This window comes from Vreelandella neptunia (genome assembly GCF_022489065.1).
Classification (GTDB): Bacteria; Pseudomonadota; Gammaproteobacteria; order Pseudomonadales; family Halomonadaceae; genus Vreelandella; species Vreelandella neptunia_A.
Genome location: NZ_JAKVTW010000032.1, coordinates 1 through 23,134 on the forward strand (window position 1 = coordinate 1; position 23,134 = coordinate 23,134).

The window sequence follows — 23,134 nt, forward strand, 5'->3', positions numbered from 1 at the left end:
ATTCTATTAATCACTTTAGAGTCCGATCCTATACGAGGCTGTGTGAAAACGTAGCTGTTACTATACTTTCCCCATGACAGATCGTGGGAGGTACCGATGAAACGTTTCGTCGCGGGTGAATCCCGATCCCAAGCTACGTTGTTTCCTAAGCTCCTGGATGATTTCGTCTCTGAAGACAATCCTGTTCGTGCCATTGAGGCTTTCGTGGACGCCCTCGACCTCAAACAGCTGGGTTTCAAAGGTGTTGATCCCCATGCCACGGGTCGGCCCGCCTATCACCCCGCTGTACTTTTGAAAATCTATCTTTACGGTTACCTCAATCGCGTGCAATCCAGCCGCCGTTTGGAACGTGAGGCGCAGCGGAATATTGAACTCATGTGACTAACGGAGCGCCTCGCACCGGATTTCAAAACGATTGCCGATTTTCGCAAGCACAACGGCAAAGCGATCCAAGCCATCTGCCGAGACTTTGTCCTGATATGTCGACGTTTGGGACTCTTTGCACAATCGGTGATGGCAATCGATGGCAGCAAATTTAAGGCGGTCAACAATAGAGACCGTAACTTCACCTTGGCCAAGATGAAGCGGCGTGCAGAGGAAATCGATAAAAGTATTGAGCGCTATTTACGCCAGCTCGACGCAATGGATCAAGGCTCCGCTGTGGTCACAGAAGCACAGACGACACGCTTGAAGGAAAAGATCGCCTCCCTCACAGAAGAAGTTCAACAACTGCAATCTATTGAAATTCAAAGAACCGAGGCACCTGAACAGCAAGTTTCTTTGACAGACCCAGATGCTCGCTCCATGACAACACGAGGGACGGGGGTAGTGGGCTACAACGTCCAGACGGCTGTCGATAGTCGGCATCACTTAATCATCGCCCATGAGGTTACCAATGTCGGCAGTGACCGGCGTCAGCTTTCCCGGATGGCCAAGCAAGCCCGCAATGCTAGCGGCGTTAGCGATCTCCACGTCGTGGCTGATCGCGGTTATTTTACAGGGGAGGAGATTCTTGCGTGTCACGAGGCCGGTATCACGACATATCTTCCCAAGCCCAAAACCTCGCCGAGCCAGGCCAAAGGTATGTTTCCCAGAGAGGCGTTCCGTTACGTGCCCGAACGTAATGAATATCGCTGCCCCGCGAGAGAGCGACTGGTTTGGGGCTTCAAGAACGTCGAAAAAGGCCAGACGCTACATTGCTATTGGAGTTCGGCCTGTCCGAGTTTCTTAATGAAGTCACAGTGCACCACGGGTATCAATCGGCGCATCAAACGCTGGGAACACGTCTAGATCAGACGCCGGATATAATGCGCATCCGTCGTCAAACGGTTGAGCATCCCTTTGGCACGTTAAAAGCATGGATGGGGGCGACGCACTTCTTGACTAAGCGCCTTAAGAACGTCAGCACGGAAATGAGCCTTCATGTACTTGCTTACAACATGAAACGCGTCATGAATATCCTTGGCACCAAGGGTTTGATCCAGGCGATGCAGGCATAGGGCCTTGATGCTGACCTGGCTCTGCCATACCTGTAATAGCCAATAGCGCTTGTTAGTAAGTTCTGCCCTGGCTTTATCTTGACTAACTCAGATAATGAAGGAGCTCTGAACTGCCTTGCTGGCCCGTTAGTGGTACCAAAACGGCTAAGCACTGTAATCGCCAACTGATTTTGGGTTTTCACACAGCCTCATACATAAAAAGATTGAACTAGAAGGAACGTTTCAGCGAAGAGCATATCATCAGTTTCCTGGGCGAAGCCGGAGCGTGACTGCCCATCAAGGAACTATGCCATTGGCATGGCTTTTCGGAAGTAAGATATTACCTTTAGCGTAGCAAAGTTAGCGGATTGAGCGTGCCGGATGCTAAGTGCCTTAAAGAACTCGAAACTGAACATACCCTATTAAAGAAGCTGCCCGCCGAAAGTGTGGGTTTCATGTTGTCACGTGGTCTGAGTGAACGCCAAGCGCGCCATGTCATTGAGACCAACCCGAGAATAGCAATAAGCCACATCGTTGAGGCCCATCCCAATTGCTCAGCGATCATTAGACCGGCAGGCACTCCATTATCGCCATCTCAAGTTCTAAGCTAGTCGGTAAGTAGCGTCGTCGAGAACCGTTAGTTTCTATATCACTCGTCCTTCAGCCGTAAGGTCAAAGACAAAATCCATCGACCAAGACTGGGTAGGCAACACAGGTAATGCTAAAGGGCATTCACTGAGGGGTGGTACCTTATTAAGTTTGTGTCGTTTTACCTGCAGCCGAGCTGCGGCGTAGAGGCATTCGACAAGCCTAGGATTGAATCGCACACTGGTTTGGCGCAGCTTTAGATAGATCATGCCAGCGCCGTAGCGGCAATGCCGATGTGCTAAGGCAACAATGCGTTCGCGCAATACCTCATTGCGGTTATTGACGGGTGATAGCGCAATGTACTTTGACACTTATACGGATGACAGGGCTGGCAATAAAACTCCCGGCACTTCCCGCCTCAGAAGGCTCTACTCTACGGGAAAAATTTTCCATCCTTAAAGATATGAAAGTCACTTTGATTCTGACAGTTTCCCTATTGGCTGCAGTATCTAGCCTTGGTCTTTACACCTATATCGCGCCAATAATGGCTAATGAGAGCTTCGGGGGCATCTCGAATATCACTCCATGGCTGTGGGTATGGGGGATTGGAGGCGTAGTAGGCAGTTTCCTCATTGGCCCAATAGCAGATCGCGTTAGCGGACCAAAACTCGTGACTATCATCATGCTTATGCTGACAGTCTCCCTAGCGGCCCTGCCCTTCACCGCATGTATTAATGCCTGGCTGGCAATGGTGCCGATTGCTATATGGGGAGCTGTGGGTTGGGCGCTACAAGTGCCACAGAACAATCAGTTGATATCCGCACGGGAAGGAATTGGCGGTGGCAACGTAGCCGTAGCGCTCAATGAATCAGCACTTTATCTGGGTAGCGCCATTGGTGCCGCTGCTGGCGGGCTAATATTCGCCTTCCAGTTGGGAGGGTGGGCACTGCCTTTTGCTGCCGCATCTGTTGCTGGGCTTGGTTTACTGCTGCAGTTGATAGCACTTAAATCAAATGGAATTTTAAGCGCAAACAAGTCTGCAAGATGTAGCTCTTACTGACTATCATATCGATATATCAAGGCCTCGCTGCTCACTAGTTAAATAAAGGCACGAGGCCTTTCTGCTGCTACCGCAAACACCCAATCCAATCGCCAGCCAAGAGCTGGTCTACACCCCCCGCGTCCGCGACTGGTCTACGCTAATCGAAGCCAAAGACGGGATTTTGAATGATGCGGTGACTAGGAATGTGATGTGGGTTAGTGGGATAGGGAGGTTGTAATCAAAACCTACATTACAGCTGGTGGTGTCATTTTTCGGCCGAGGCTGTGTGAAAACGTAGCTGTCGCTATACTCTACCCATGACTGATCGTGGGAGGTACCGATGAAACGTTTCGTCGCAGGTGAATCCCGGTCCCAGGCTACGTTGTTTCCTGAGCTTCTGGATGATTTCGTTACTGAAGACAATCCGGTTCGGGCTATTGAGGCTTTTGTTGACGCCCTTGATCTCAAACAGCTGGGCTTTAATGGCGTTGACCCTCATGCGACGGGTCGGCCCGCCTACCACCCCGCCATTCTTTTAAAAATCTATCTCTACGGCTACCTCAATCGCATCCAATCTAGCCGCCGTCTGGAACGTGAGGCACAGCGTAATGTTGAACTCATGTGGCTAACGGAACGCCTAGCGCCGGATTTCAAAACGATCGCAGATTTCCGCAAAAACAACGGCAAAGCGATTCAAGCTACTTGCCGCGACTTTGTCATGATATGTCGACGTCTCGGGCTCTTTTCACATTCGGTAATGGCGATTGATGGCAGCAAATTTAAGGCAGTCAACAATCGAGACCGTAACTTCACCTTGGCTAAGATGAAGCGGCGGGCAGAAGAAATCGATAAAAGTATTGAGCGTTACTTACGTCAGCTCGATGCAATGGATCAAGGCGCCGCCGCTATCACAGAAATGCGGACGACTGGTTTGAAGGAAAAGATCGCTTCCCTAACAGAAGAAGTTCAGCAACTACAAACCATTGAAATTCAAAGAACTGAGTCCCCTGACCAGCAAGTCTCTTTGACAGACCCTGACGCTCGCTCCATGACTGCGCGAGGAACGGGAATCGTAGGCTACAACGTGCAGACGGCTGTCGATAGCCAGCATCATCTGATTGTCGCCCATGAAGTCACTAATGTCGGCAGTGACCGGCGTCAGCTTTACCAGATGGCCAAGCAAGCACGCGATGCTAGCGGCGTCAGTGATCTACACGTCGTCGCTGATCGCGGTTATTTTACAGGTAATGAAATACTTGCCTGTCATGAGGCCGGTATTACGGCGTATCTCCCTAAGCCTAAAACCTCGCCAAACCAGGCCAAAGGTATGTTTCCCAGGGAAGCGTTCCGGTATGTGCCTGAACGTAATGAATATCGCTGTCCCGCGAGAGAGCGGCTAATTTGGCGCTTCAAGAACGTCGAAAAAGGCCAGACGCTACATTGCTATTGGAGTTCGGCCTGTCCGAACTGCTCAATGAAGTCGCAATGCACCACAGGTATTTATCGGCGCATTAAACGCTGGGAACACGAAGAAGTATTGGAGGCGGTAACATCACGTCTGGAACAGAGGCCGGATATAATGCGCATCCGTCGTCAAACGGTTGAGCATCCCTTTGGCACGTTGAAAGCGTGGATGGGTGCGACACACTTTTTAACCAAAGGGCTTAAGAACGTCGGAACGGAAATGAGTCTTCATGTGCTTGCCTACAACATGAAACGCGTCATGAATATCCTCGGCCCCAAGGGTTTGATCCAGGCATTGCAGGCATAAGGCCTTAGTCAGGACCTAGCTCTGCCAAGCTTGTGGTAGCCAATAAAGCTCTTTAGTAAGTGCTTCTTAGGCTTTATCTCGATTAACGTCGGATTGGGCATAAGAAATGAAAGCGCTCTAATCTGTCTTGCTAGCCGATAGTCGTGCCAATACGACTGAACACTGTCACCGCCAACTGATTTTTAGGTTTTCACACAGCCTCGGCCAAAAGCAGCCTTTTAGGAGCCACTGATATAGCGATTTAATGCCCGGCACACCGGCCGACTGGAGCGCAGCGTAAGGAAGTCCAGGCCGAAGGCCGATGGTGCTGCCGCTTGATATATTCTTTGTTGTTGAGGTTACTCATATTTCAGCTCACCAAACAAACCGATCATTAAATCATCTTCGAGCATTTCAAATGGAAGCTCAACGTATTCATCTTTATGCCTTGGCAGAGCTTTACCATCGTGTGATGAATTTTTTGTATGGCCGAGTACTTTGTCACCATTTTCTTTAATATATGGGAGTACGACTATTCTTCCATGATTCTTCGAGAGAATTTTTCCTTCTAGCCAAATAGTCCGGCCCGTATCGCTAGATGATGATTCACTAAGCTCTTTTACACACCAACCTACGCTATTCTTGCTTTCGAACCAGAAAACAAAGCCACCTAAAACTACCACTTTCAAGCCGCGAGAACTGGCTTCATCCAAGATTCTCTTTACACTTGCTAACTGCAATAGCTGGTTTGCCCTTGGCAGGAGCATTGATCTAATGGCCGCTTTGGTTTTACCCCAATGCGCACAACCAGAAAAGCCAAACCCCCTAGCTATAAGCTCTCTATAAAAATAGGTTGCGGTTTTCTTGGTGTGCTTTGCATGCATCCACTTTCCATTCTCTTTAAACAAAGTTGTGCCCTGCTTTCTAAGCCTAGCTAACTGTACGTAAGGGGTTTCCTTTAATATCTCAATGAGTGCAAATCTTAGGTTTTCGTTATTATCAGGAACTATAATGCTTTCCAGTTCGATAATGTTGGCTTCGGAATTTCTCTTTAATGACTCGGAAAGCATTAAATGCTCCTCTATAAGCCTTCTTTTTCTAACTGTTACAGCTTTCTCTACTTTTAGAATAAGTGAAGACTTCGAACTACTAGCGCTTTGATCGAGCATCAAATTGCTCAACAAATAAGTATTTGCCTCCTCTGCAGCTTGAACAGCTTCATCTAGCGTATTATAAAAATCAGCCTTAAAGCCGCCACCTTCTTTAAGATAACGATTAAACCACCCTAAGCTACCATCCTTTTTAAGCTTACACTCACGCATCAGATACCCGAACCCTCTCTCAAAAAATGGCTCAGGAAATAAAGCCAGTGTAGGCAAACCATATCCAGGTAGTTGTGATTCTTTAATCATCGAGAATATCACCTAATATATAATGGCTAGATAGTCGAAAAAATATAACAGTGATTATACACCCCTCTACATAACAACAATGAACCCGGCGGCGCGTTCATTCAGATTATACAGCTCATCATTCACAAGCTATCCTATTGAAATTTGGATGAATTAAGCATAAATAGGCAGCATGAAATTGCTTATCGTAGCCAGCTACATAACACGGCTGAACCAGCATGCCGCGTTCGCCGCAAGGGCCGCCTTGGGTCGAGCCCCGACTTTAAATTAACCTTAGCACATGATTTGCACGAATTGATCCATTCTTTGACCTCCACCTGATGGAGGAACATGCCATGAACATTTTGACTGAAATCTCCTATACACCTACCCCTTGGAATAAAGGCAAGTTGGTTGGGCAGAAGTCGCCTCTGCGTCTTCGAGATATCTGGGCCATCCGTGTTCGTCTACAGCTTGCCAAAAAGACGAGAGACCTCGCCCTCTTCAATTTAGCCATCGATAGCAAATTACGAGGCTGCGACCTCGTCAATTTACGAGTACGGGATATAGCTCATGGTGCGTGTATATCCCCACGAGCGATCGTGATGCAGCAAAAAACGCATCGACCTGTCCAGTTCGAAATAACCGAGCAAACGCGCATCGCTATTATCGACTGGATACAGCTGGCTCAGCTCCGAAACGAAGACTTCTTATTTCCCAGCCGAATCAATAGCGCAAAGCATCTCTCAACGCGCCAATATGCCCGTATTGTCAAAGCTTGGGTTACCGAAATAGGTCTAGATGCGTCAATTTATGGCACGCACACAATGCGCCGTACGAAAGCTTCGTTGATATACCGTCGCACGAAAAACTTGAGAGCAGTGCAACTGCTCCTGGGTCATACGAAGCTTGAAAGCACCGTCAGGTATCTAGGGATAGAGGTAGATGACGCGTTGGAAATGGCAGAACAGACAGAAGCTTGATGAGGGTAAACGACGGCCTATTTCGGGCCGTCGTTGTCCGGCCAAGAGCGGAAATAAGGAGATCCATTGGTTTGCCAAAAAATGAATTCAGAAGCCGGACTCAGACCAAAGCCAAAGACTTCTATTGGCGTAATATTCAGTCGTAACTTCTCCTGTAGAGCGTCTCAAAGACTCTATTAAAATAAAATTTTCTTTTCGCGCTCATATGAAAGACAAATATCACACATTTTAGAGCACACCTGTTCATAGACTTCTTTTTTGATCCTTACATGATTAATTTCATCAAGCCGCGCCCCTCTCCAGCTTTCGTAAAAAAAGGGCAAAGTTACAGTATAAGCAGTCACTCCACCAGCGGCAGCCGCCACTCCTAAATGACCAGACAACAACATCCCTGGCATAAAAAATACAAACACCGCCATTCCAACTAAGAGGACTTTATCTTGAGACTCAAATTCCTTCCAACTGAGGTACTCATTCCTATCGCGAGCAATGTATAAAAAAAGACCAATAATATTTCCAAAGAGGAATCCTGATACAGCCTCTCTAGTAGTAGAAAAAACATCATCAACTGGGATAAAACGTGATAACTGCCATATAAAAGAGACTACGAAAAGGTATGCAACAAACCTTCTAAACTTCTTCTTAACACCCTCTCTCTTCAATTCGTCATCAAATCTTTCATTGCTAATAATAGACTCTTCAAACACATCAACAATGACCAACAATTTCCTTATAAACCAAATAATAAATTTACGAAAAAAACTCAGCATTTCAACACCTCGAAGAAAAAACAGATAGCACCGCTGACTCCCTCATTTATCATGCTGCCGGCAGCCCCCTATAATATCGTTATCCGTATCCACCACAGCCTGAGGCTTGGTGGAAACTGGCCACGGCCAGTTGATGGAGGCGATGCAGCGGCAAGTGATGCGAGTGTGTGGGTTGGGGAATTGATAATCATCAGCTTCCTTATTCAAGCCAATCTTTACTTCAGTTTTCGGCCAAGAGCGGCCCGCAGCAGCCCTTGGTTATCCGTGTTTACGCTAGACCTCTTTATTAGCGTATGCCTCTAAATCATAAACCACTTGAATAAACAGATCGGCCAAGCCAACCCCATGCTTTCCCTGAGCTTCAACTAGACTATCCGTTTCTGATAAAGCGCGTTGGAGCTGCTCAAGCCCATCACTCAGGTCGCTGAAGTTATCTTTGCACTTGGAGATAAGGTTCAGCAACTCACCTTTATTAGGCTCGTAGCCTAACTGATGAGCGAAGCGGTTTCTCATCTTATTGATACTTTGGAGACAACTTGCCACCCCATCAGGCACTAGCCCTAAAGAATTAATTAAGGTAATCTTTCTGTTGTGGGACAACGATAAAAAGTGATCTTTCAGCTTGCTATCGTAATTTAAAATCACCTCTTCAAGAAGGTGCTCAATAACCAAATGTCCGATCACAAACCCGGTCAGCAAATCTGAGTCTTCGATCCTATGAAATAGGAATTCTTCGTATTCATTGTTGTATAGAGACATATCCAATAGGTTCCTTGCCATCCTCTCGTAGTACCGTATAACGCTTTAACTTTGCGGCGCAGCGGTGTACCAGCGCAGGTGCGTCCGACAACAGCCACTTATTAGCCTCTTGGTCGATCAACATTTGTTGGCAGCTTAGCGGGGTACATGCGTTTCAGACCGTTTATAGCAGCCTCATAGCTATCGTATATGCTTGGTTCAAGATTGCACCTTCCACTATCGACCAGAAAGAGGTAAATAGCTCCTCTTCGATCAGAATCTATAAAGCCCTCTGCAACGCGTAAAACAGCTGGAATATGGGCCTCCGACGCTTCAATTTCCTCGATAGAGGATCCCACGCAACATATCAATACTGAACTATCCACACCTCTTTTGTGCGCAGCTATCGATAATGAATACTTCTTATTCTTTCCACTCTTTTCAATGTATTGTCCTAGGTACTCCTTAATCATGGGGCCAATCTTGGCATCGTAGATTTCGTCGAGAAACTTTGTTCCGGCCCAAGTTCCGAGAAACACTGAAACTCCAATTAATGCCTCTAGACCGGAAAGGAATGCCGTAGGCCTAGACTGAACCTTCAACTGAATCTCATCAGTACAAGGATATTCTTTGGCCAACTTCTCAATCTTTTCGCCCGCGGGAATTACCACCTCTTTGATGAAGGAGCTCTGGCCAAATGCAAGATATCGCTCTGAAACCTCGTACATTTCATGCTCCTTTCGGGGCTCACGCTTGGCTTTGCGGCGTGCCGGAGCGAAGCGTAGGCGCGTCCGACAGCAGCCACTTGTTAGCTGGTTCAGCTAGCGGTCAGATACCCCAAGAAGAATCCAGCCGAGACAAAAAGCACCAGAGCCAAGCAGGTTGATTTTTTCTTCACTTTCTTGTCGACAAAAAGCAAAAGCTCCAATGCAATAGCCAGGAACAACACGAAAATATTAAAAAGTACGTACGCGTTCCTTTGGGTCAAATCCAGCCAAGGCATGCTACCGACAGAAATGGGCGCGTCAATCATGAATCCAACCAGATATACAACTATCAAACCAAAAGCAAACTCATAGCAACATTCGCCGATCCATCGAAAAGCTTTTGCTAAATATGAAAAGCCACAAAACGTAAGACTCAAAGCAGAAAAAAGAATATAGAACCCTAAAAAACCAAGCGTTGTAATTACTGAATAAGCTAGAAGTCGCTCATTAAAAAGAACGCTGATAATTGCATCAGTATTATATTCGCCGAAATAATATAGGTTAAAAAACGCAAAGCCTAGCGTGAAATATGAAAAGAAGAACAGAGTCTTAAGATGCTTGAGACCCCGGTTCTTCAGCTCCTTATGAATAGCCTGATAATCTTCCGGCACTGTGGTCAGAAAGGTAACAACTGCGTTCAAACTCTAGACTCCTATGTAAACCAGCTAACAGTGTATTAGACGGCGCGCTCTATGATTGAATGAACGTGCTGGCACTTTTTTCGGCAAATGCAGCCTGGTAGATTCTCCCAAGCCTATGATCTTTTTGGTCATTAATTTCCATGAGGCCGTATAGCCAAAACTCGCTCTCCTGCTGCATTTCCATGAATGTCCGCTCAAGGTCGAGCCCCGACTTTAAATTAACCTTAGCACATGATGTGCACGAATTGACCCATTCTTTCACCTCCACCTGATGGAGGAACATGCCATGAACGTTTTGACTGAAATCTCCTGTACACCTACACCTTGGAATAAAGGCAAGTTGATTGGGCAGAAGGCGCCTCTGCGCCTTCGAGACATCTGGGCCATCCATGTTCGTCTACAGCTTGCCAAAAAGACGAGAGACCTCGCCCTCTTCAATTTAGCCATCGATAGCAAATTACGAGGCTGCGACCTCGTCAATTTACGAGTACGGGATATAGCTCATGGTGCGTGTATATCCCCACGAGCGAGCGTGATGCAGCAAAAAACGCATCGACCTGTTCAGTTCGAAATAACCGAGCAAACGCGCATCGCTATTATCGACTGGATCCAGCTGGTTCTGCTCCGAAACGAAGACTTCTTATTTCCCAGCCGAATCAATAGCGCAAAGCATCTCTCAACGCGCAAATATGCCCGTATTGTCAAAGCTTGGGTTACCGAAATAGGTCTAGATACGTCAATTTATGGCACGCACACGATGCGTCGTACGAAAGCTTCGCTGATATACCGCCACACGAAAAACTTGAGGGCAGTGCAACTGCTCCTGTGTCACACGAAGCTGGAAAGCACCGTCAGGTATCTAGGGATAGAGGTAGATGACGCGTTGGAAATGGCTGAACAAACAGAAGTTTGATGAGGATAATCGACGGTCTATTTCTGGTCGTCGTTGTCCGGCCAGAAGCAGCCACTCGGATGTTCCTACAAAACCAGGAGCGATTTACTCAGAATATCTGTGGCTCAGTCCACAACCTCATCGTATGCGCTGCTTCCCGTTTCCTCTCTCTGCGGTAACCCCATGCTCGGTCGGTAAGAGTGTCCAGATATTCGCGTCTATCCCGTCGTTTTGAAGCTTGCGCAAGAAATAACGCGCTTGCAGAGCGTCGTGGGTAGCGATAACGACTTGGAATCCGTGATCGACGATATAGTCGCGCAGCACGTCGAAAACTGCAGACGCATGCACCAAGTCGTGGTGCTGGGTCGGGTCGTCGAGCAGCAGCGCTTTCCAAGGAGACCATTGATGACTCATGGCCATTGAAAGTAGAAAGGTGAGTTGAAGATCCGTCAGTTGGGCCTCACTCGCAATGTCGGGTACCGGCGCCGACTTATTGCCCAGAGGTACAGAGACCTCGGCCCGATCCTTATTATAGGAGTTGAAAAACTTGAGGCTCGCTTCGTGGAACCTTGGCTCCCGCACGACACGCTTGAGCAGCGCCTGCCAGCGCGGGACGACCTTGCCGACATGCTTTTGGATGTTTCCAATCTCCCGTTTGAGGGAATTATCCAGCGAATCCATAGCGTCTGACAGCTTGGTCAAATCGGAAAGCGTTTGGCGCACGAGAATGATTCTGTCATTGAGATAGTCAAAAAAGCTCTCTTCGGAGCGATCAAGTCGCTGGGCATCGATAAGCCGTTGTGCCAGTTGCGATTCATTCAGCTTGGCCCAAGCGGATATCTCCACACCAAGAAATTCTAGCGCTCTCAGATGGCTCTCCAGATCAGACGAAGTTGTGGCCAACGTAATAGCCCGGGCATGAGCAACCTCAGAGAGTGGGTCTCCAGTCAGTGTAAGCCCTTGCCAGCTAGTCCGAAGCGAGGCAAGCTGAGACTGATCCTGTCTGATCGCCTCTTCGGTGCTTTGAATAATGCTTTTGAATTCCAACAGCTGACTTTGTTGAGTTTCCAACTCTGACTGAACAGTGACTACTTTACCATTGAGATCGCTTATTCGGTTATCGAGTTGGTTTCTTTGTACCGTCAGCTCTTCTAGCGTCCGGGCATGAGGAGCTTCGGAGGTGAGGTCAGATAAAGTTGCTACTGCTTGATCGAGCCGGGTTAAGGCTTCGCTATGCTGTACCCGCACTTTATCGAGCGCTTTTACCGCTCCTTCGTAATCATGCAGTGCCTGCTCGTATACCTCAGGGGCTATCAAAGGTTCGAAGGCAGATCGGCGATCTGTCAAGCTCAGCCGGGTCGCTGCAATCCCCTCCAGTTGTCTCCTGAGCGACTCTTGAGCCAATAGCACAGAATCGCTTGCCAGGATAGGATCGATCCGGAACACTAGTATCTGCTGCTCTAAGTCCTGACGATTGCTGTTCAATTTAGCGAGCTCTGCTTGGCAATCCTGTACCGCTGCGAGCGCGAAATTCACTTCGGTCTCACTTGTAATCAACACCTCTGAAGCAGTTCTAAGTTGCTGCTCGGCGGATGTAAGATGGGGGTTTATCGCTTGCAGCGCCTTGGCAACACGCTCTTGCAGCGTTGCTGCGCCATGAGGTTGCAAACAAAGAGGACAGTTATCTTGGTCTGACGGTAGATGCTCAGCAATCGAAGCCACTGCCTGCCGAATCAAATCCGTGGATGAGCTCAGAACTTGGTAGTGAGTTCTTGCAGTGGATTCAGAGGTCTGACAAGCCTCCTGTGCAGCGCGTTTTTCAGCTAGAAACACGCGTAAATGCTCAAGGGCCTCTTCAAGAAGATCTGATTCTTTGTGGTTTTTCCTCAGCCGCTCTTCAGTAGCCTTCCACTCGACGACTAAACGCTGGCCTTCGCGCAGCCGTTTCTCAGACTGATCGAGCGTTTGAAGCTGATTGTCAACATAAGCATGTTGATTCCGAATTTGCTGACTGCGTTCATGCTGCTCTTGCAACTGTCGGCACTGCTCTTCTGCCAAGCCAACGGCAGAGGCTGCCTCAGCCAAAGCCTTTTTACGATGCTCTACCTGCTGTCTTGCGCTGGCCTCATTAACCAAACGCTCCAGCTCTTGCCACACACTGAATTGTTCCTGCTGAGCGAGCAGGATATTGGCCTGATGCTCTTGGAGTAGAGCGACCTTTTCAGATCGATTTTTTGAGTGCGTATCGAGTGTTTCTATCGCAGAAGTTAGCTGCGCATTCAACGCTTCAATCCGAGAACGCACTGAACAGAAGCGCTCGACCAAATCGTCCGCTTCAGCTAACCCCGCAATCTGCGCCTTCACACGCTGGACTTTGGCACGCAAGATTTCGACTAGGGAGGAATGGGCCAGGGTCAATGTATCCTGACTCACTGGCTCTGAGAGTAAGGCCGTTGGAATCTGATCGAGACTCTGTGTCTGTGCTGCGGCTTCAGAGATAGCCCTGGCAAGATGATCCCGTGGCCGCAGAGCGCCGACAGCCCCGGCGGCGGCGGCATCACGCTCTCGAACCAATCGATTCCACTCGTTCAGCTCTTTCTCAAAATCAATCAACATCTCTTCTTCACGAGTCTTTTGGTCAGTCAATGACCTTCGAACCGCAGGAAGTCTCGTGCGAGCACGGGAACCGTCTCGACCGATCGGAAGCCGTGCAAGTTGTGAGCCCGCTTCTTTTTCTTCGGCTTTAACAATCCACTCATTCTCTCTTTGATCAAGCAAATGCGTCAGCCGAAGCAAGAACGGGAGATCGTTCGCTGGGATGCCGGGGAAAAGCGTGGACAGATCTCCGTCCCTACTAACTTTCCCAGCCGCTGTCACCTTGGATGTAGCGGTAAGGCCGGCAAAATTCAAACTGACTTTGGCAAATTCCTGATCATCACGAATAACATGCAATAGGTCGTCGCGCAGTCGCCCGATCTTGCCAGTTAGGCCAAATTCGATAGCTTCGAAGACAGTGGTTTTCCCCGTGCCATTTGGCGCGAGCAAGATCGTCGCACCAGGACTCACGTCGATGGTGACATCTGGCCCGAACTTGCGCATGTTTGACAGGGTGATCGAATCTAATTTGCTCATTGTTGATCTCCGCTGTCGCGCAGCGACTCGCTAAGGACTCGAACGAAATCCGCGCCGTTTGTATTAGAGAGAAGCTCGGCTTTCCACAAAGGGATATGTGGGTCGGTCCATGGGTGAGCAGTGGAAAGCGAATTTAACGCCGATACCAGAGGATCGCTAAGCTTTTCAACGTCACCCGGGGGATCGAGTCCAGCCAGGAAAGTTCGGTCAAGGAAATCCATTATGGATTCAGATTTCCGCCCTACGATCTTTCGGCAGAATCGGTCATCTGTCTCAATGCGAGCGGCTTCATCATTTGTAACATCGCTAATCAATAGAAACATGTATAGATCGGACGTTTCCGGTTCCGGTAAGACTTCACGCACATCCGCAGCCCACTGATGAGCCGTTTGTACTGCGCTCAATGGAAGCTCGATCAACAACACAGTTCGCCAGCCGGCCTTGTCAATGCGGGAACGTTTAAGTCGTATTATTTTTGAGATGTGCTCAACCTCAGGAAGCTCCAGTGCATCCGTAAGGTGAACCTCATACCGACCCTCTGCACGCTGGCTTATCGCCGAAGTCAACTGTTGGAGCGTCATCATAATCAGTGTCCTTTCCCACAAGCTTCGATTGCCGCTTCGCGTGCCTGTATCCAATCGTTCAAGTGTTTTTGGAAATGTGCTTGCAGCTTAGCTAGCGTGCCGGTTCGTAACTGCTTATAAACTTGGAACCTGGTCACAAGTAGGCGTGGTTGTCGCTCGGCTGCCATACTATGACCAGCTTCCATATCCTCAGCCATTCCCTCATCAAGCAAATGAGTCGCAGACCCCTCAACACCCGACAAAATGACTACGGGTGGTGGAGAGTAACCCAACAACTTACGCAGGTTGTCTTCACAAAGTAGCCGGGGCCCGTCATTATCGGAGGGTTCGCCAGACCAATGGCGAAGAGCGATGTTCAGCACATCACCAAGCGGCTTGATCGACTGCCAATTGGCACCGGCAACACCAAGACCTACACACACCAATAACAACATGATTGTTGCAGTCTCCATTAGCTTAACGGTGCGGGGGCCAATGCGTAGTGCGTGTTTGGCATTGATGCCTTCGGTCTGGGGGTACATCATCTGCTCAAAAAGAAGCAAGCGGGCATCTGGGTCTCTGTCTAAATCGTCTCGCCAATCCTGCCACTTCTCTGCCATGGCAGTTGCCAGATCATTGTCAGCGATCTCATCTAGCTTCTTCCCGATGCAAGTCTGGAGCTGTTGCCATACAAGATCATTCATCGCGCTATGAAGCGCATCAGATTCATCTTTGGTGCCGACGGGTGAGGAGAGCTCGCGCCCCATAGCACACGATAGTGCCTCAGAATTATCTGACCAGGGGAGATCGTCGAGGTCATCGTCCTTATCCCCAAGAGTACCCCTCAATTCATTATGTGCACCTTGGCGCCAGGTGGGCACCCCAAGAAGCATGGATTTACTGCCCTTTTTTTGATGTAACGCAAGACGTAGGATGGCAGATGGCAGGGTTAAGGTTTTGGCAAAGGGGCGAACGTAAGGAGCATGAAGTCGGAGCATCCTGTTCGGCGTGGTATCCGCCCAGTGATGGCTAACGATTTGCGAGGCAAGAGTGCGAGGGGATCCTGTCGGCGTGCTGCCAAGATCGTGCGTACCGGCAACGATCCATCCCTGACCTGGCATGGGATTCACCAAATATTGCGTCCAGGTTTGAACACCTGGTCGAAGCAGCTTTTGAAGATGCTTCGCCGCAGAATAGCAACTCACAGCATTAGTGTCGGTTGTACTATCCGAGATATATTCAAGCAACACACTTAAGGTAGTGTCAGGATCCGTGAAATGCCTATCGAGTGACTCAAGCGCTCTCTTTTTAAGTGCACTTTCATCCCCGATACAGTGGATCTCTAGTACCCTCATCTTTTCCACAATATGATCCCAATCTGTAAACCCGCACCATGTCGTTAACCATGTGTAGACATTCTGAGTGGGCTTATCATCACGCTGGGAGAGGGCTGCAACATTAACGCCATCCTTGAGACAAAGATTCCAGACCTCGTGCAGATGGCTGATTCTGATGATTTCTTTATTCTTACCCTTGATCGCAACCTCAAGCCCGGGCAGGATCAGCGAAAAGGTGCGCTTTGAAGGTTTCACACCCGGGGCAGAGGTCTGCCAAGTCGCCAGACTCTTCAACACCTTATCCAGCTCGGAGTCGAACTCATCGCCAGATGGAAGCTTACGCGGTTCCTCGGATGGAGTGCCAGTCGCAGTTCCAGTGCCTTTCGCTTTATTGCGAGGCTTGTAGGATGCTAGATAGTCGGCTTTGTCGATGTGCTTATCACTGAAGCTGCTGGTTTGCCTCTTGATCTGCAGGTGCTCCCAGTGATCGTCATCGTGGTGAATGACCACGTCGTCCCATTCGGCGATACCGCCCTGCTCGGCGCCAATACGTAACGGGGCAAGGCGCCCGTCCAGGAACTTATCCAGCATGTCCGACAACCGTTGGGCAATTACCAGCTTTTCGTAGCGACTTTTCTGCTCAAGCCGGAACCTTCTAATCATCTTGAATCCTTCAGTCTAAACTAGATACACACGGTATCTCCGGCAACTCGCCAACTGCTCGATGCTCGATGCTCGGGTCAACGTAAGATACAGTAACAGGCTTTCATCAGTGATGAATTGTCCGCTTTGGTCGTTCAGGTACCATGCTCGAATACAAGATCGGATCCTCGTGGCTACCCTGGCCTCTGGACTATCCATCAGCCTTCAGTCGTTCTTCGACTTCCTTGACAAATGGCGATGGCATATTCGCCGAGTACATCATATGTAGTTCCTGTTTGGCGCGCGTAAAACCCACATAGAATAGTCGCCGCCACTCGACGAGACGCTGGTTACTTTGGTTATGCCATGGGATGGTTCCATCGTTCATACCGAACATGATAACAACCACGAATTCACGGCCCTTCGCACTATGGAGCGTTGAAAGGCTAATACAGTTCTTGCCCTCACTCCTTCCTGCAAACTGCTCCAAAGTCATTTCTGCACAATCGCCATCGGGAGCGGCACGGTCGATAAAAGCACCGAGGGTCTCACCCTCGTCCTGCAACGTGCGGCACCCCTCGATCAGTTCCGCTATCGCTTCCCGTCGCATTTCGTTAAGCCACCAATGGAGTAGAACGGTACTGTCCCGTCGTTCCCATAGCGTCTTTAGCAGCCGCCGCTGAAATAAAAGGACATCACCTTCCGCAGTCAAGGATTCTGAAAAAATGCGCTGCCCATCATTCATCAGGGTCCTGAACCGCGGCGTGCCGGTACGCCAACCTCCGCAACACCACTCGGCACATTGTTCCAGCCAGCGCATCAGGCGACTAGAGCGAGGGTAAAGAGAATTCTTATCAGTTCTTATCGTCGGCAGACCGTAGTTCTGCGCGGCGCTCGCCACCGCATCGCCTATAGGTGCCGACGGGTAAAGAATTGCGATATCCGCGAGCCGCAAATCGGGCAGGCGCTCCCTAATATCGGGAAGCAGCGACGAAAAGAGGTCGTCTGCCTGTTGGTCGCGGTTCCCTGTTCGGGGATGGAAGTGTATCGTTCCTTCATTCGCCCCTTCAGCAGCTTCATAGTCGCGATCCTTGCCGAGAGCGTAACGCGAGCCGGTCACGATCCGGGACCCGCAACGATAGTTCAAACGTAGGTGGACAGTCTCAACATCGTCACGTCGTGAAAGTTGCTGAAGCAGGTCCGGGCGTGCCCCATTGAACCCGTAGATCGACTGATCCGGGTCACCAACGGCGAACAGGCGCATCCCGGCACTAAAGCAGAACCCCAAAACCATGCGGTGCAACGCACGGCCCAAGTCTTGATACTCGTCGACGACCAAAACCGGATACTTCGCAAGAAGCGCGCGTTGAAGCCACTCATTGGCGCGCAGCGCCCGCAATGCCAGCAGGGGCATGTCGTCAAAATCGATGCGCGCCATGGCCCGCAACTCGTCCTCAAAGGCCTCAACAAGGGCCGCCAATACAGGGTCGCGCTCACGCCACTGGGGACTATTTCGGTTCAGGATCGCTCGGCGGTAATTACCCATTCTGAAGTCCCACGTCTGCGGGTTATCAGGGCCGTCGATGACGCTTCTGTAGGCGCGTTCAAGCGCGCTGGCCCGCTCACTTTGCGTCGCGACGCTGAACTCGTCAGGAAGGCCGAGCCCCGCCACCTTTGCGTATGGCAATACGATCTGAGTCAGCGAGAACGAATGGACTGTGCCAATGAAGACACGACCTCCAGGTTCGATACCGAGGGCCGCCAACCGGCTTTCAAGTTCCCTCGCGCATTCATTGTTGTAAGTGATGCACGCGACGCCGCGCGGTTCCTGGACATCCTCAGCTAGGAGGCGTGCGAGCTTTACCGTCAGCGTCTTTGTTTTGCCGCTGCCCGGTCCTGCAAGGACAACGCAATGGCCGTGGGAATCGTAGGCCGCCCACTGGCCAGGATTACGGCGCAGTGATTCTGCTGCCTGCAGATAAAGCGCTCGCTCAGACACGGTCTGCTACAAACTCAATGGCGCGCTTTATATAGGCCGGCGGTTCGATGCCCTCTATGCGGGAGGCAAGGCGCTGCGCAAAGCGACCCTTGCCAACGGATTCGATCAGCTTGAGATAGTTCTCGACATCCAGAGTATCCCGGTCTACTTCCCAGCCGTCGATCCAGTTTCGTCGTTCCTGACTCCATTTCTGTTCCCTCAATACCGCAATAATTTCGGCTGTAAAGTCCTCATCTTTGAAAAGATCAACTTCAAGGGTATGCGTGTTTGTGAAGACGCCAAAGTTCTCGCATCTGTCGCTGAAATCATTCGCGTTCTTAGCGAGTTCTTTGAGCTCATTCACCACCTCGACGGGCACCTCGCCGGTCCTCTCATGCTCCATAGCCGCGATGAGTTTCAAAGCACGGTTCATGGCAAGAGGCTTTTTACCTTCAACGGGATCCCAGTCAGTGACAATCGAGAAGGGGATATCAAGTGCGGTCAGAAACTTCGCGTAGGGCTTAAAGTTCGTGCCGGCGACAGAGCAAACCGTAATGCCGGCGTGATCAAGCGGATGACCAATTGTTTCAGCAAGCACTGGCAGCAGGAACTTCTCGGCGTCGCCTTCGACCAGGATGATGCCGCGGGCGAACATCATCTCCGCTCTTGTGACATCAAGGTAGCGGGCAAGATCCTCTTCATCGGCTTCAGAAAGGGGGATGCTTGCCGTGGAATGCCCTACAGCCCCGTCGTTGGCTGTCTCTTTAAGCAGCACTAGAGAGCGTAGCGGCGCAACGCTGGCAATATGCGGCGAGTGCGTAGTCAGCAGGATCGAGAGAGGGGTACTCTCACCAATATCTTCGAAGAGATCCCGGTAGACAGACCGTTGCAAATGCGGGTGCAAATGAGCTTCCGGCTCCTCGATCGCCAGGAGTGTGTGATCCCGCAAGTTCTCATTCATCTGGCGTTGCAGTTCGAGGCTCTTGAGGGTGAGGAAAACAATATTTGCAGAACCAAGGCTGGCATCGTTGATCGCTCTCTGACCGTCATCAATCAGTAATCTTATGTTGCGATAGAGCCGCGTGGCCTCTGTAGCGCCAAACCCTAGCCGGGGTTTGATGTCCTGTTTTGGGCCACTCATCTCGGCGAAGCGCGTGCCGAGCTTCTCCTCCAGCTCCTTCACAGCCTCAAAATCGCCAAGTCGGGCTGTCGCTGCTTGAACCGCGTCCTTTATCTCCTCAAGCTCGTTGCGCTCGACGCCACGGAACGCGCTTTCGATTAGCGGCCGCAACGGCGACCGGCGCCAGGTTGCAAGATCGCCCTCCGCGTCTCTGAGCGCAGGAAGCACCTCCATCGTAATCCGTCGTCGCTGCGCGTGCCCGAACGTCTTCGTGTCGCTCTCTCCCCCGTAGCAGACGAACTCATAGTCATCCTCTGACGCCGGCGAGCCTTCCAGATCGCCTCTGGGCCGGAACTCGTAAGTGAGGCGTACCGTCTCCGGGTCGTCATCAAGGCGGAAATCCGTCATTTCCGCAAGGATATCTAAGTCGTCGTCGAAGTCCTTGATTTCGACGGCCACAACGATCTTGTCATCTTCGTCCGGTTCTCCTAACCCGTCCCAGAAGTCCTCCAGTCCGAGTTGGCGGGCGCTGTCAGGGAGTGTGGGATCGAATATTAGGCGGATCGCGTAGAGAAGGTTGCTTTTGCCGACACGGTTTTCACCGACCACAACAATATTGCCGTCAAGCGCGACATCTAGATCCGAGAAATTCCTGAAGTTTTCAATTTTTATTCGTGACAAATACATTGCGCGCCCAATCTTTCCTAGTGTTCGAGATAGGTATGACCAATCGCTTCAGTTCGATAGCCGTGGTACGAAGCTTTGACGTCCAGCAGGTATTAGACCCATACGGCGTGATCTCGGATGAACGTGCCTGCCGTCTTTGCTGGCGTGTCCGCTTTGGGTCCTGGCCGTGTGAAAACAGAAAAATCTGGCCCGACTCAAGAACCTTTGCCTTCAGCTGCCCGTTAGCCTCATCTAAGCCTTGGCTCCTATAATTGCCGACCACTGATGTTGAAAATCATTGAGCTATCAGAAACCAGCTACAGTCGCTATCACAGCCCTAAAATAAAGAGAAAAAAGGGCTGTTAGGCCCTCGTAGCCCTCATTATCTCATTGACTCCCAAAATCTTTATGACGCGCTTCAAGTTGTACGCCAGCACATGAAGACTCATTTCCGTGCCCACATTTCTAAAACGCTTTGTCGCGAAGTGTGTCGCACCCATCCACGCCTTTAGCGTGCCAAACGGATGCTCCACGGTTTGTCGCCTTAGACGCATCACCTCTGGATTCCAATCGAGTCGTGACTGTGCAGATTCAAGCACATCTTCATGCTCCCAGCGTCTGATCCGTCGTTGCTTGCCATTCGTGCATTTTTCTTTCATAGCGCAGCTTGCACATGCTGAGCTCCAGTAAGTATGTAGCTTCATTCCCTTTTCTATCGTTTCATATCGCCATATCAGCCGCTGACCAGCAGGACAGGAATATTCATTGCTTTCAGGAAAGTATCGGAATGCGTCTCTTGGGAAAAAGCCCTTTGCCTGGTTTGGAGATGTCATCGGCTTGGGGAGATAGGTCGTTATCCCTTCTTTATGGCATGCGAGAATTTCTTCACCTTTGAAGTAGCCTCTGTCAGCTACGACCTTCAGCTCCTTGATGCCAGTGGCTTCCCGAGCTTGCTTCGCCATATTGAAGAGCTGCCCACGGTCATGCCCGATGTTGGTCACCTCATGAGCCACAATTAAATGGTGCTGACTGTCGACTGCTGTCTGCACGTTGTAGCCTACTGTCCCGGTGCCTCTGCCACTGGTGGCCATCGACCTTGCATCTGGATCCGTCAAAGATACTTGCTGATCCGGAGATTGCAGCCGCTGTTCCTCAACAGATTGTAATCGTGCCGTTTCTTCCTTCAGCTTTATAATTTTTTCCTTTAGGTGTTTAGTCTTGGCCTCGGCCAGGGCGGGCTCAGTGTGATCGGCTGTATCTAGCTGACTGAGATACCGGTTGAAGCTTTCTTCGATCTGCTCAAGGCGACGCTTCATTTTGGTCGCTGTGAAATTGCGATTACGGTTGTTGACGGCTTTGAACTTGCTGCCATCGATAGCCACGATGGCTTGGGAGAACAGTTCCAGTCGCCGGCAAAGCACGATGAACTCTCGACACACACGGCGGATGGCATCGCCATTGTCCTTTCGAAAATCGGCAATCGTCTTAAAATCGGGTGTTAAACGCTCAGTCAGCCACATTAGCTCGACATTACGCTGGGTCTCACGCTCTAACCGGCGGCTTGATTGAATACGATTGAGATAACCATAGATGTAGAGCTTCAGAAGAACAGCCGGATGATAAGCCGGTCTCCCGGTAGCGTGCGGATCAACACCTTTAAAGCCCATATCTTTAAGGTCGAGCCCCTCAACAAATGCCTCAATGGCACGAACCGGGTTATCCTCGGCGATGAAGTCGTCCAAAAGCGTAGGGAATAACGTGCTTTGGTCTCGGGCCTCGCCTACCACGAATCGCTTCATCACCATTTCCTCTGGGGACCTTGGCAAAGTATAGCGGCCACTACGTTTTCACACAGCCTCGGTCGAAAGGCGTCATTCGCTAACTACCTCAGAAAATGCCACCCTGCCTGCAATAGCTTCCATACCTTCAATCGGCTCCTCATAACTCCAAGCAATATCCCGACGCTGACCCAGCGAAAAATACACCGTATGCCCTTTAAAGGGACAATAAGTGATCGTTTCTGAAACGGTGAGTAAGTCCATCCGCACGTCTTTACGTGGGAAGTAGTGGCGTGGCGGGTAGCCGTGTTCGCGAAGTTCAAGCGTGTTGGTAGAGTCGGCTAGCAGAATGTCATCAACCTGCACTTGCATGTGCTGCTTGCTTGGGTGCAGCGTTATACGGGCATTCTGCATCGTATTGTCCCTGCGGCGTTTTTCGCTCTAATGCTTCGAGACTAGCAGTTAACTTAGGTTAAACCTACCTTGCCGGATTATCTTTTAGTCGGTAACTGATCCTTTTTGATGTAGGTGAGTCATCACTTCCACGCTACCGCTTATTGCATCGTGATGAATGCGGCACAGTACTAAGCTGGGCTGGGTCTAGCAGCCCTACCCTTCACCGCAGGTATTAATGCCTGGCTGGCAATGGTGCCGATTGCTATATGGGGAGCTGTGGGTTGGGCGCTACAAGTGCCACAGAACAATCAGTTGATATCCGCTCGTGAAGGGATTGGTGGTGGTAATGTAGCCGTAGCACTCAATGAATCAGCACTTTACCTGGGTAGCGCGATTGGTGCCGCTGCTGGTGGCCTGATCTTCGCCTTCCAGTTGGGAGGGTGGGCACTGCCTGCTGCTGCCGCATCCGTTGCGGGGCTTGG

The 23,134-nt window shown here is 50.2% G+C and carries 16 protein-coding genes and 2 pseudogenes; 6 read left to right on the forward strand and 12 right to left on the reverse strand.

From position 1 onward, the window contains the following. Window positions 1-96: 96 nt before the first annotated feature. The 3 genes and pseudogenes from MLE19_RS22185 to MLE19_RS22205 all read left to right on the forward strand — a co-directional run bounded on the left by MLE19_RS22185 (window position 97) and on the right by MLE19_RS22205 (window position 4,879). A pseudogene (locus MLE19_RS22185) lies at window positions 97-1,499 on the forward strand (IS1182 family transposase). 946 nt (window positions 1,500-2,445) lie between these two features. Next, the gene (locus MLE19_RS22200; RefSeq protein WP_340163112.1) at window positions 2,446-3,126 is read left to right on the forward strand and encodes an MFS transporter; all 681 of its coding nucleotides are present in this window, start codon (window positions 2,446-2,448) and stop codon (window positions 3,124-3,126) included. A gap of 322 nt (window positions 3,127-3,448) precedes the next feature. Next, complete coding sequence (locus MLE19_RS22205; protein ID WP_240720522.1) at window positions 3,449-4,879, forward strand: IS1182 family transposase; 1,431 nt, start codon at window positions 3,449-3,451, stop codon at window positions 4,877-4,879. Window positions 4,880-5,217: 338 nt separating this feature from the next. Here MLE19_RS22205 and MLE19_RS22210 read toward each other — a convergent pair whose 3' ends face one another. After that, window positions 5,218-6,270 carry a hypothetical protein gene (locus tag MLE19_RS22210; RefSeq protein WP_240720523.1) on the reverse strand — a complete coding sequence of 351 codons (1,053 nt, stop codon included), beginning with the start codon at window positions 6,268-6,270 and terminating at the stop codon, window positions 5,218-5,220. A gap of 335 nt (window positions 6,271-6,605) precedes the next feature. Between MLE19_RS22210 and MLE19_RS22215 the strand changes: the two genes are divergently transcribed. Further along, window positions 6,606-7,232, forward strand: coding sequence for a tyrosine-type recombinase/integrase (locus tag MLE19_RS22215; RefSeq protein ID WP_240720524.1), 627 nt, complete (start codon window positions 6,606-6,608; stop codon window positions 7,230-7,232). A gap of 176 nt (window positions 7,233-7,408) precedes the next feature. Here the strand turns inward: MLE19_RS22215 and MLE19_RS22220 are convergent, their stop codons facing one another. The 4 genes from MLE19_RS22220 to MLE19_RS22235 all read right to left on the reverse strand — a co-directional run bounded on the left by MLE19_RS22220 (window position 7,409) and on the right by MLE19_RS22235 (window position 10,148). Further along, window positions 7,409-8,002, reverse strand: a complete 594-nt coding sequence (locus MLE19_RS22220; protein ID WP_240720525.1) for a hypothetical protein — start codon at window positions 8,000-8,002, stop codon at window positions 7,409-7,411. 273 nt (window positions 8,003-8,275) lie between these two features. After that, complete coding sequence (locus tag MLE19_RS22225; RefSeq protein WP_240720526.1) at window positions 8,276-8,761, reverse strand: hypothetical protein; 486 nt, start codon at window positions 8,759-8,761, stop codon at window positions 8,276-8,278. 101 nt (window positions 8,762-8,862) lie between these two features. Beyond that, window positions 8,863-9,468 (reverse strand): hypothetical protein, encoded by a 606-nt coding sequence (locus MLE19_RS22230; RefSeq protein ID WP_240720527.1) that lies wholly within the window; start codon window positions 9,466-9,468, stop codon window positions 8,863-8,865. 89 nt (window positions 9,469-9,557) lie between these two features. Continuing rightward, entirely contained in the window at window positions 9,558-10,148 is a 591-nt protein-coding gene (locus MLE19_RS22235; protein ID WP_240720528.1) for a hypothetical protein, read from the reverse strand. Between the two features lie 286 nt (window positions 10,149-10,434). Between MLE19_RS22235 and MLE19_RS22240 the strand changes: the two genes are divergently transcribed. Continuing rightward, a complete protein-coding gene (locus tag MLE19_RS22240) occupies window positions 10,435-11,061 on the forward strand; it encodes a tyrosine-type recombinase/integrase (RefSeq protein ID WP_240720529.1) in 627 nt (208 codons plus the stop codon). 117 nt (window positions 11,062-11,178) lie between these two features. On the opposite strand, the gene MLE19_RS22245 is transcribed toward MLE19_RS22240, so the two are convergent. From MLE19_RS22245 to MLE19_RS22275, 7 genes are all read right to left on the reverse strand, one after another. Continuing rightward, complete coding sequence (locus MLE19_RS22245) at window positions 11,179-14,172, reverse strand: hypothetical protein (RefSeq protein WP_240720530.1); 2,994 nt, start codon at window positions 14,170-14,172, stop codon at window positions 11,179-11,181. Next, on the reverse strand, window positions 14,169-14,756 hold the full coding sequence (locus tag MLE19_RS22250; RefSeq protein ID WP_240720531.1) for an ABC-three component system middle component 1: 588 nt from the start codon (window positions 14,754-14,756) through the stop codon (window positions 14,169-14,171). Before MLE19_RS22250 ends, MLE19_RS22245 begins: the two co-directional genes overlap by 4 nt. Before the next feature lie 2 nt (window positions 14,757-14,758). Then, window positions 14,759-16,735 (reverse strand): ABC-three component system protein, encoded by a 1,977-nt coding sequence (locus MLE19_RS22255; RefSeq protein WP_240720532.1) that lies wholly within the window; start codon window positions 16,733-16,735, stop codon window positions 14,759-14,761. Between the two features lie 190 nt (window positions 16,736-16,925). Then, the gene (locus MLE19_RS22260; protein ID WP_240720533.1) at window positions 16,926-18,713 is read right to left on the reverse strand and encodes an ATP-dependent helicase; all 1,788 of its coding nucleotides are present in this window, start codon (window positions 18,711-18,713) and stop codon (window positions 16,926-16,928) included. Further along, the gene (locus MLE19_RS22265) at window positions 18,706-20,499 is read right to left on the reverse strand and encodes an ATP-dependent nuclease (RefSeq protein WP_240720534.1); all 1,794 of its coding nucleotides are present in this window, start codon (window positions 20,497-20,499) and stop codon (window positions 18,706-18,708) included. Before MLE19_RS22265 ends, MLE19_RS22260 begins: the two co-directional genes overlap by 8 nt. Window positions 20,500-20,840: 341 nt before the next feature. Beyond that, complete coding sequence (locus MLE19_RS22270) at window positions 20,841-22,277, reverse strand: IS1182 family transposase (protein ID WP_240720535.1); 1,437 nt, start codon at window positions 22,275-22,277, stop codon at window positions 20,841-20,843. Between the two features lie 72 nt (window positions 22,278-22,349). Continuing rightward, a complete protein-coding gene (locus MLE19_RS22275; RefSeq protein WP_240720536.1) occupies window positions 22,350-22,670 on the reverse strand; it encodes a DUF427 domain-containing protein in 321 nt (106 codons plus the stop codon). 276 nt (window positions 22,671-22,946) lie between these two features. Here MLE19_RS22275 and MLE19_RS22280 point away from each other — a divergent pair. Next, a pseudogene (locus MLE19_RS22280) lies at window positions 22,947-23,134 on the forward strand (MFS transporter); the annotation flags it as partial.

Coding starts and splice junctions, on each gene's coding strand:
- MLE19_RS22200 (WP_340163112.1), top strand. CDS start 2,446: ATGACAGGGCTGGCAATAAAACTCCCGGCACTTCCCGCCTCAGAAGGC.
- MLE19_RS22205 (WP_240720522.1), top strand. CDS start 3,449: ATGAAACGTTTCGTCGCAGGTGAATCCCGGTCCCAGGCTACGTTGTTT.
- MLE19_RS22210 (WP_240720523.1), bottom strand. CDS start 6,270: ATGATTAAAGAATCACAACTACCTGGATATGGTTTGCCTACACTGGCT.
- MLE19_RS22215 (WP_240720524.1), top strand. CDS start 6,606: ATGAACATTTTGACTGAAATCTCCTATACACCTACCCCTTGGAATAAA.
- MLE19_RS22220 (WP_240720525.1), bottom strand. CDS start 8,002: ATGCTGAGTTTTTTTCGTAAATTTATTATTTGGTTTATAAGGAAATTG.
- MLE19_RS22225 (WP_240720526.1), bottom strand. CDS start 8,761: ATGTCTCTATACAACAATGAATACGAAGAATTCCTATTTCATAGGATC.
- MLE19_RS22230 (WP_240720527.1), bottom strand. CDS start 9,468: ATGTACGAGGTTTCAGAGCGATATCTTGCATTTGGCCAGAGCTCCTTC.
- MLE19_RS22240 (WP_240720529.1), top strand. CDS start 10,435: ATGAACGTTTTGACTGAAATCTCCTGTACACCTACACCTTGGAATAAA.
- MLE19_RS22245 (WP_240720530.1), bottom strand. CDS start 14,172: ATGAGCAAATTAGATTCGATCACCCTGTCAAACATGCGCAAGTTCGGG.
- MLE19_RS22250 (WP_240720531.1), bottom strand. CDS start 14,756: ATGATGACGCTCCAACAGTTGACTTCGGCGATAAGCCAGCGTGCAGAG.
- MLE19_RS22255 (WP_240720532.1), bottom strand. CDS start 16,735: ATGATTAGAAGGTTCCGGCTTGAGCAGAAAAGTCGCTACGAAAAGCTG.
- MLE19_RS22265 (WP_240720534.1), bottom strand. CDS start 20,499: ATGTATTTGTCACGAATAAAAATTGAAAACTTCAGGAATTTCTCGGAT.
- MLE19_RS22270 (WP_240720535.1), bottom strand. CDS start 22,277: ATGAAGCGATTCGTGGTAGGCGAGGCCCGAGACCAAAGCACGTTATTC.
- MLE19_RS22275 (WP_240720536.1), bottom strand. CDS start 22,670: ATGCAGAATGCCCGTATAACGCTGCACCCAAGCAAGCAGCACATGCAA.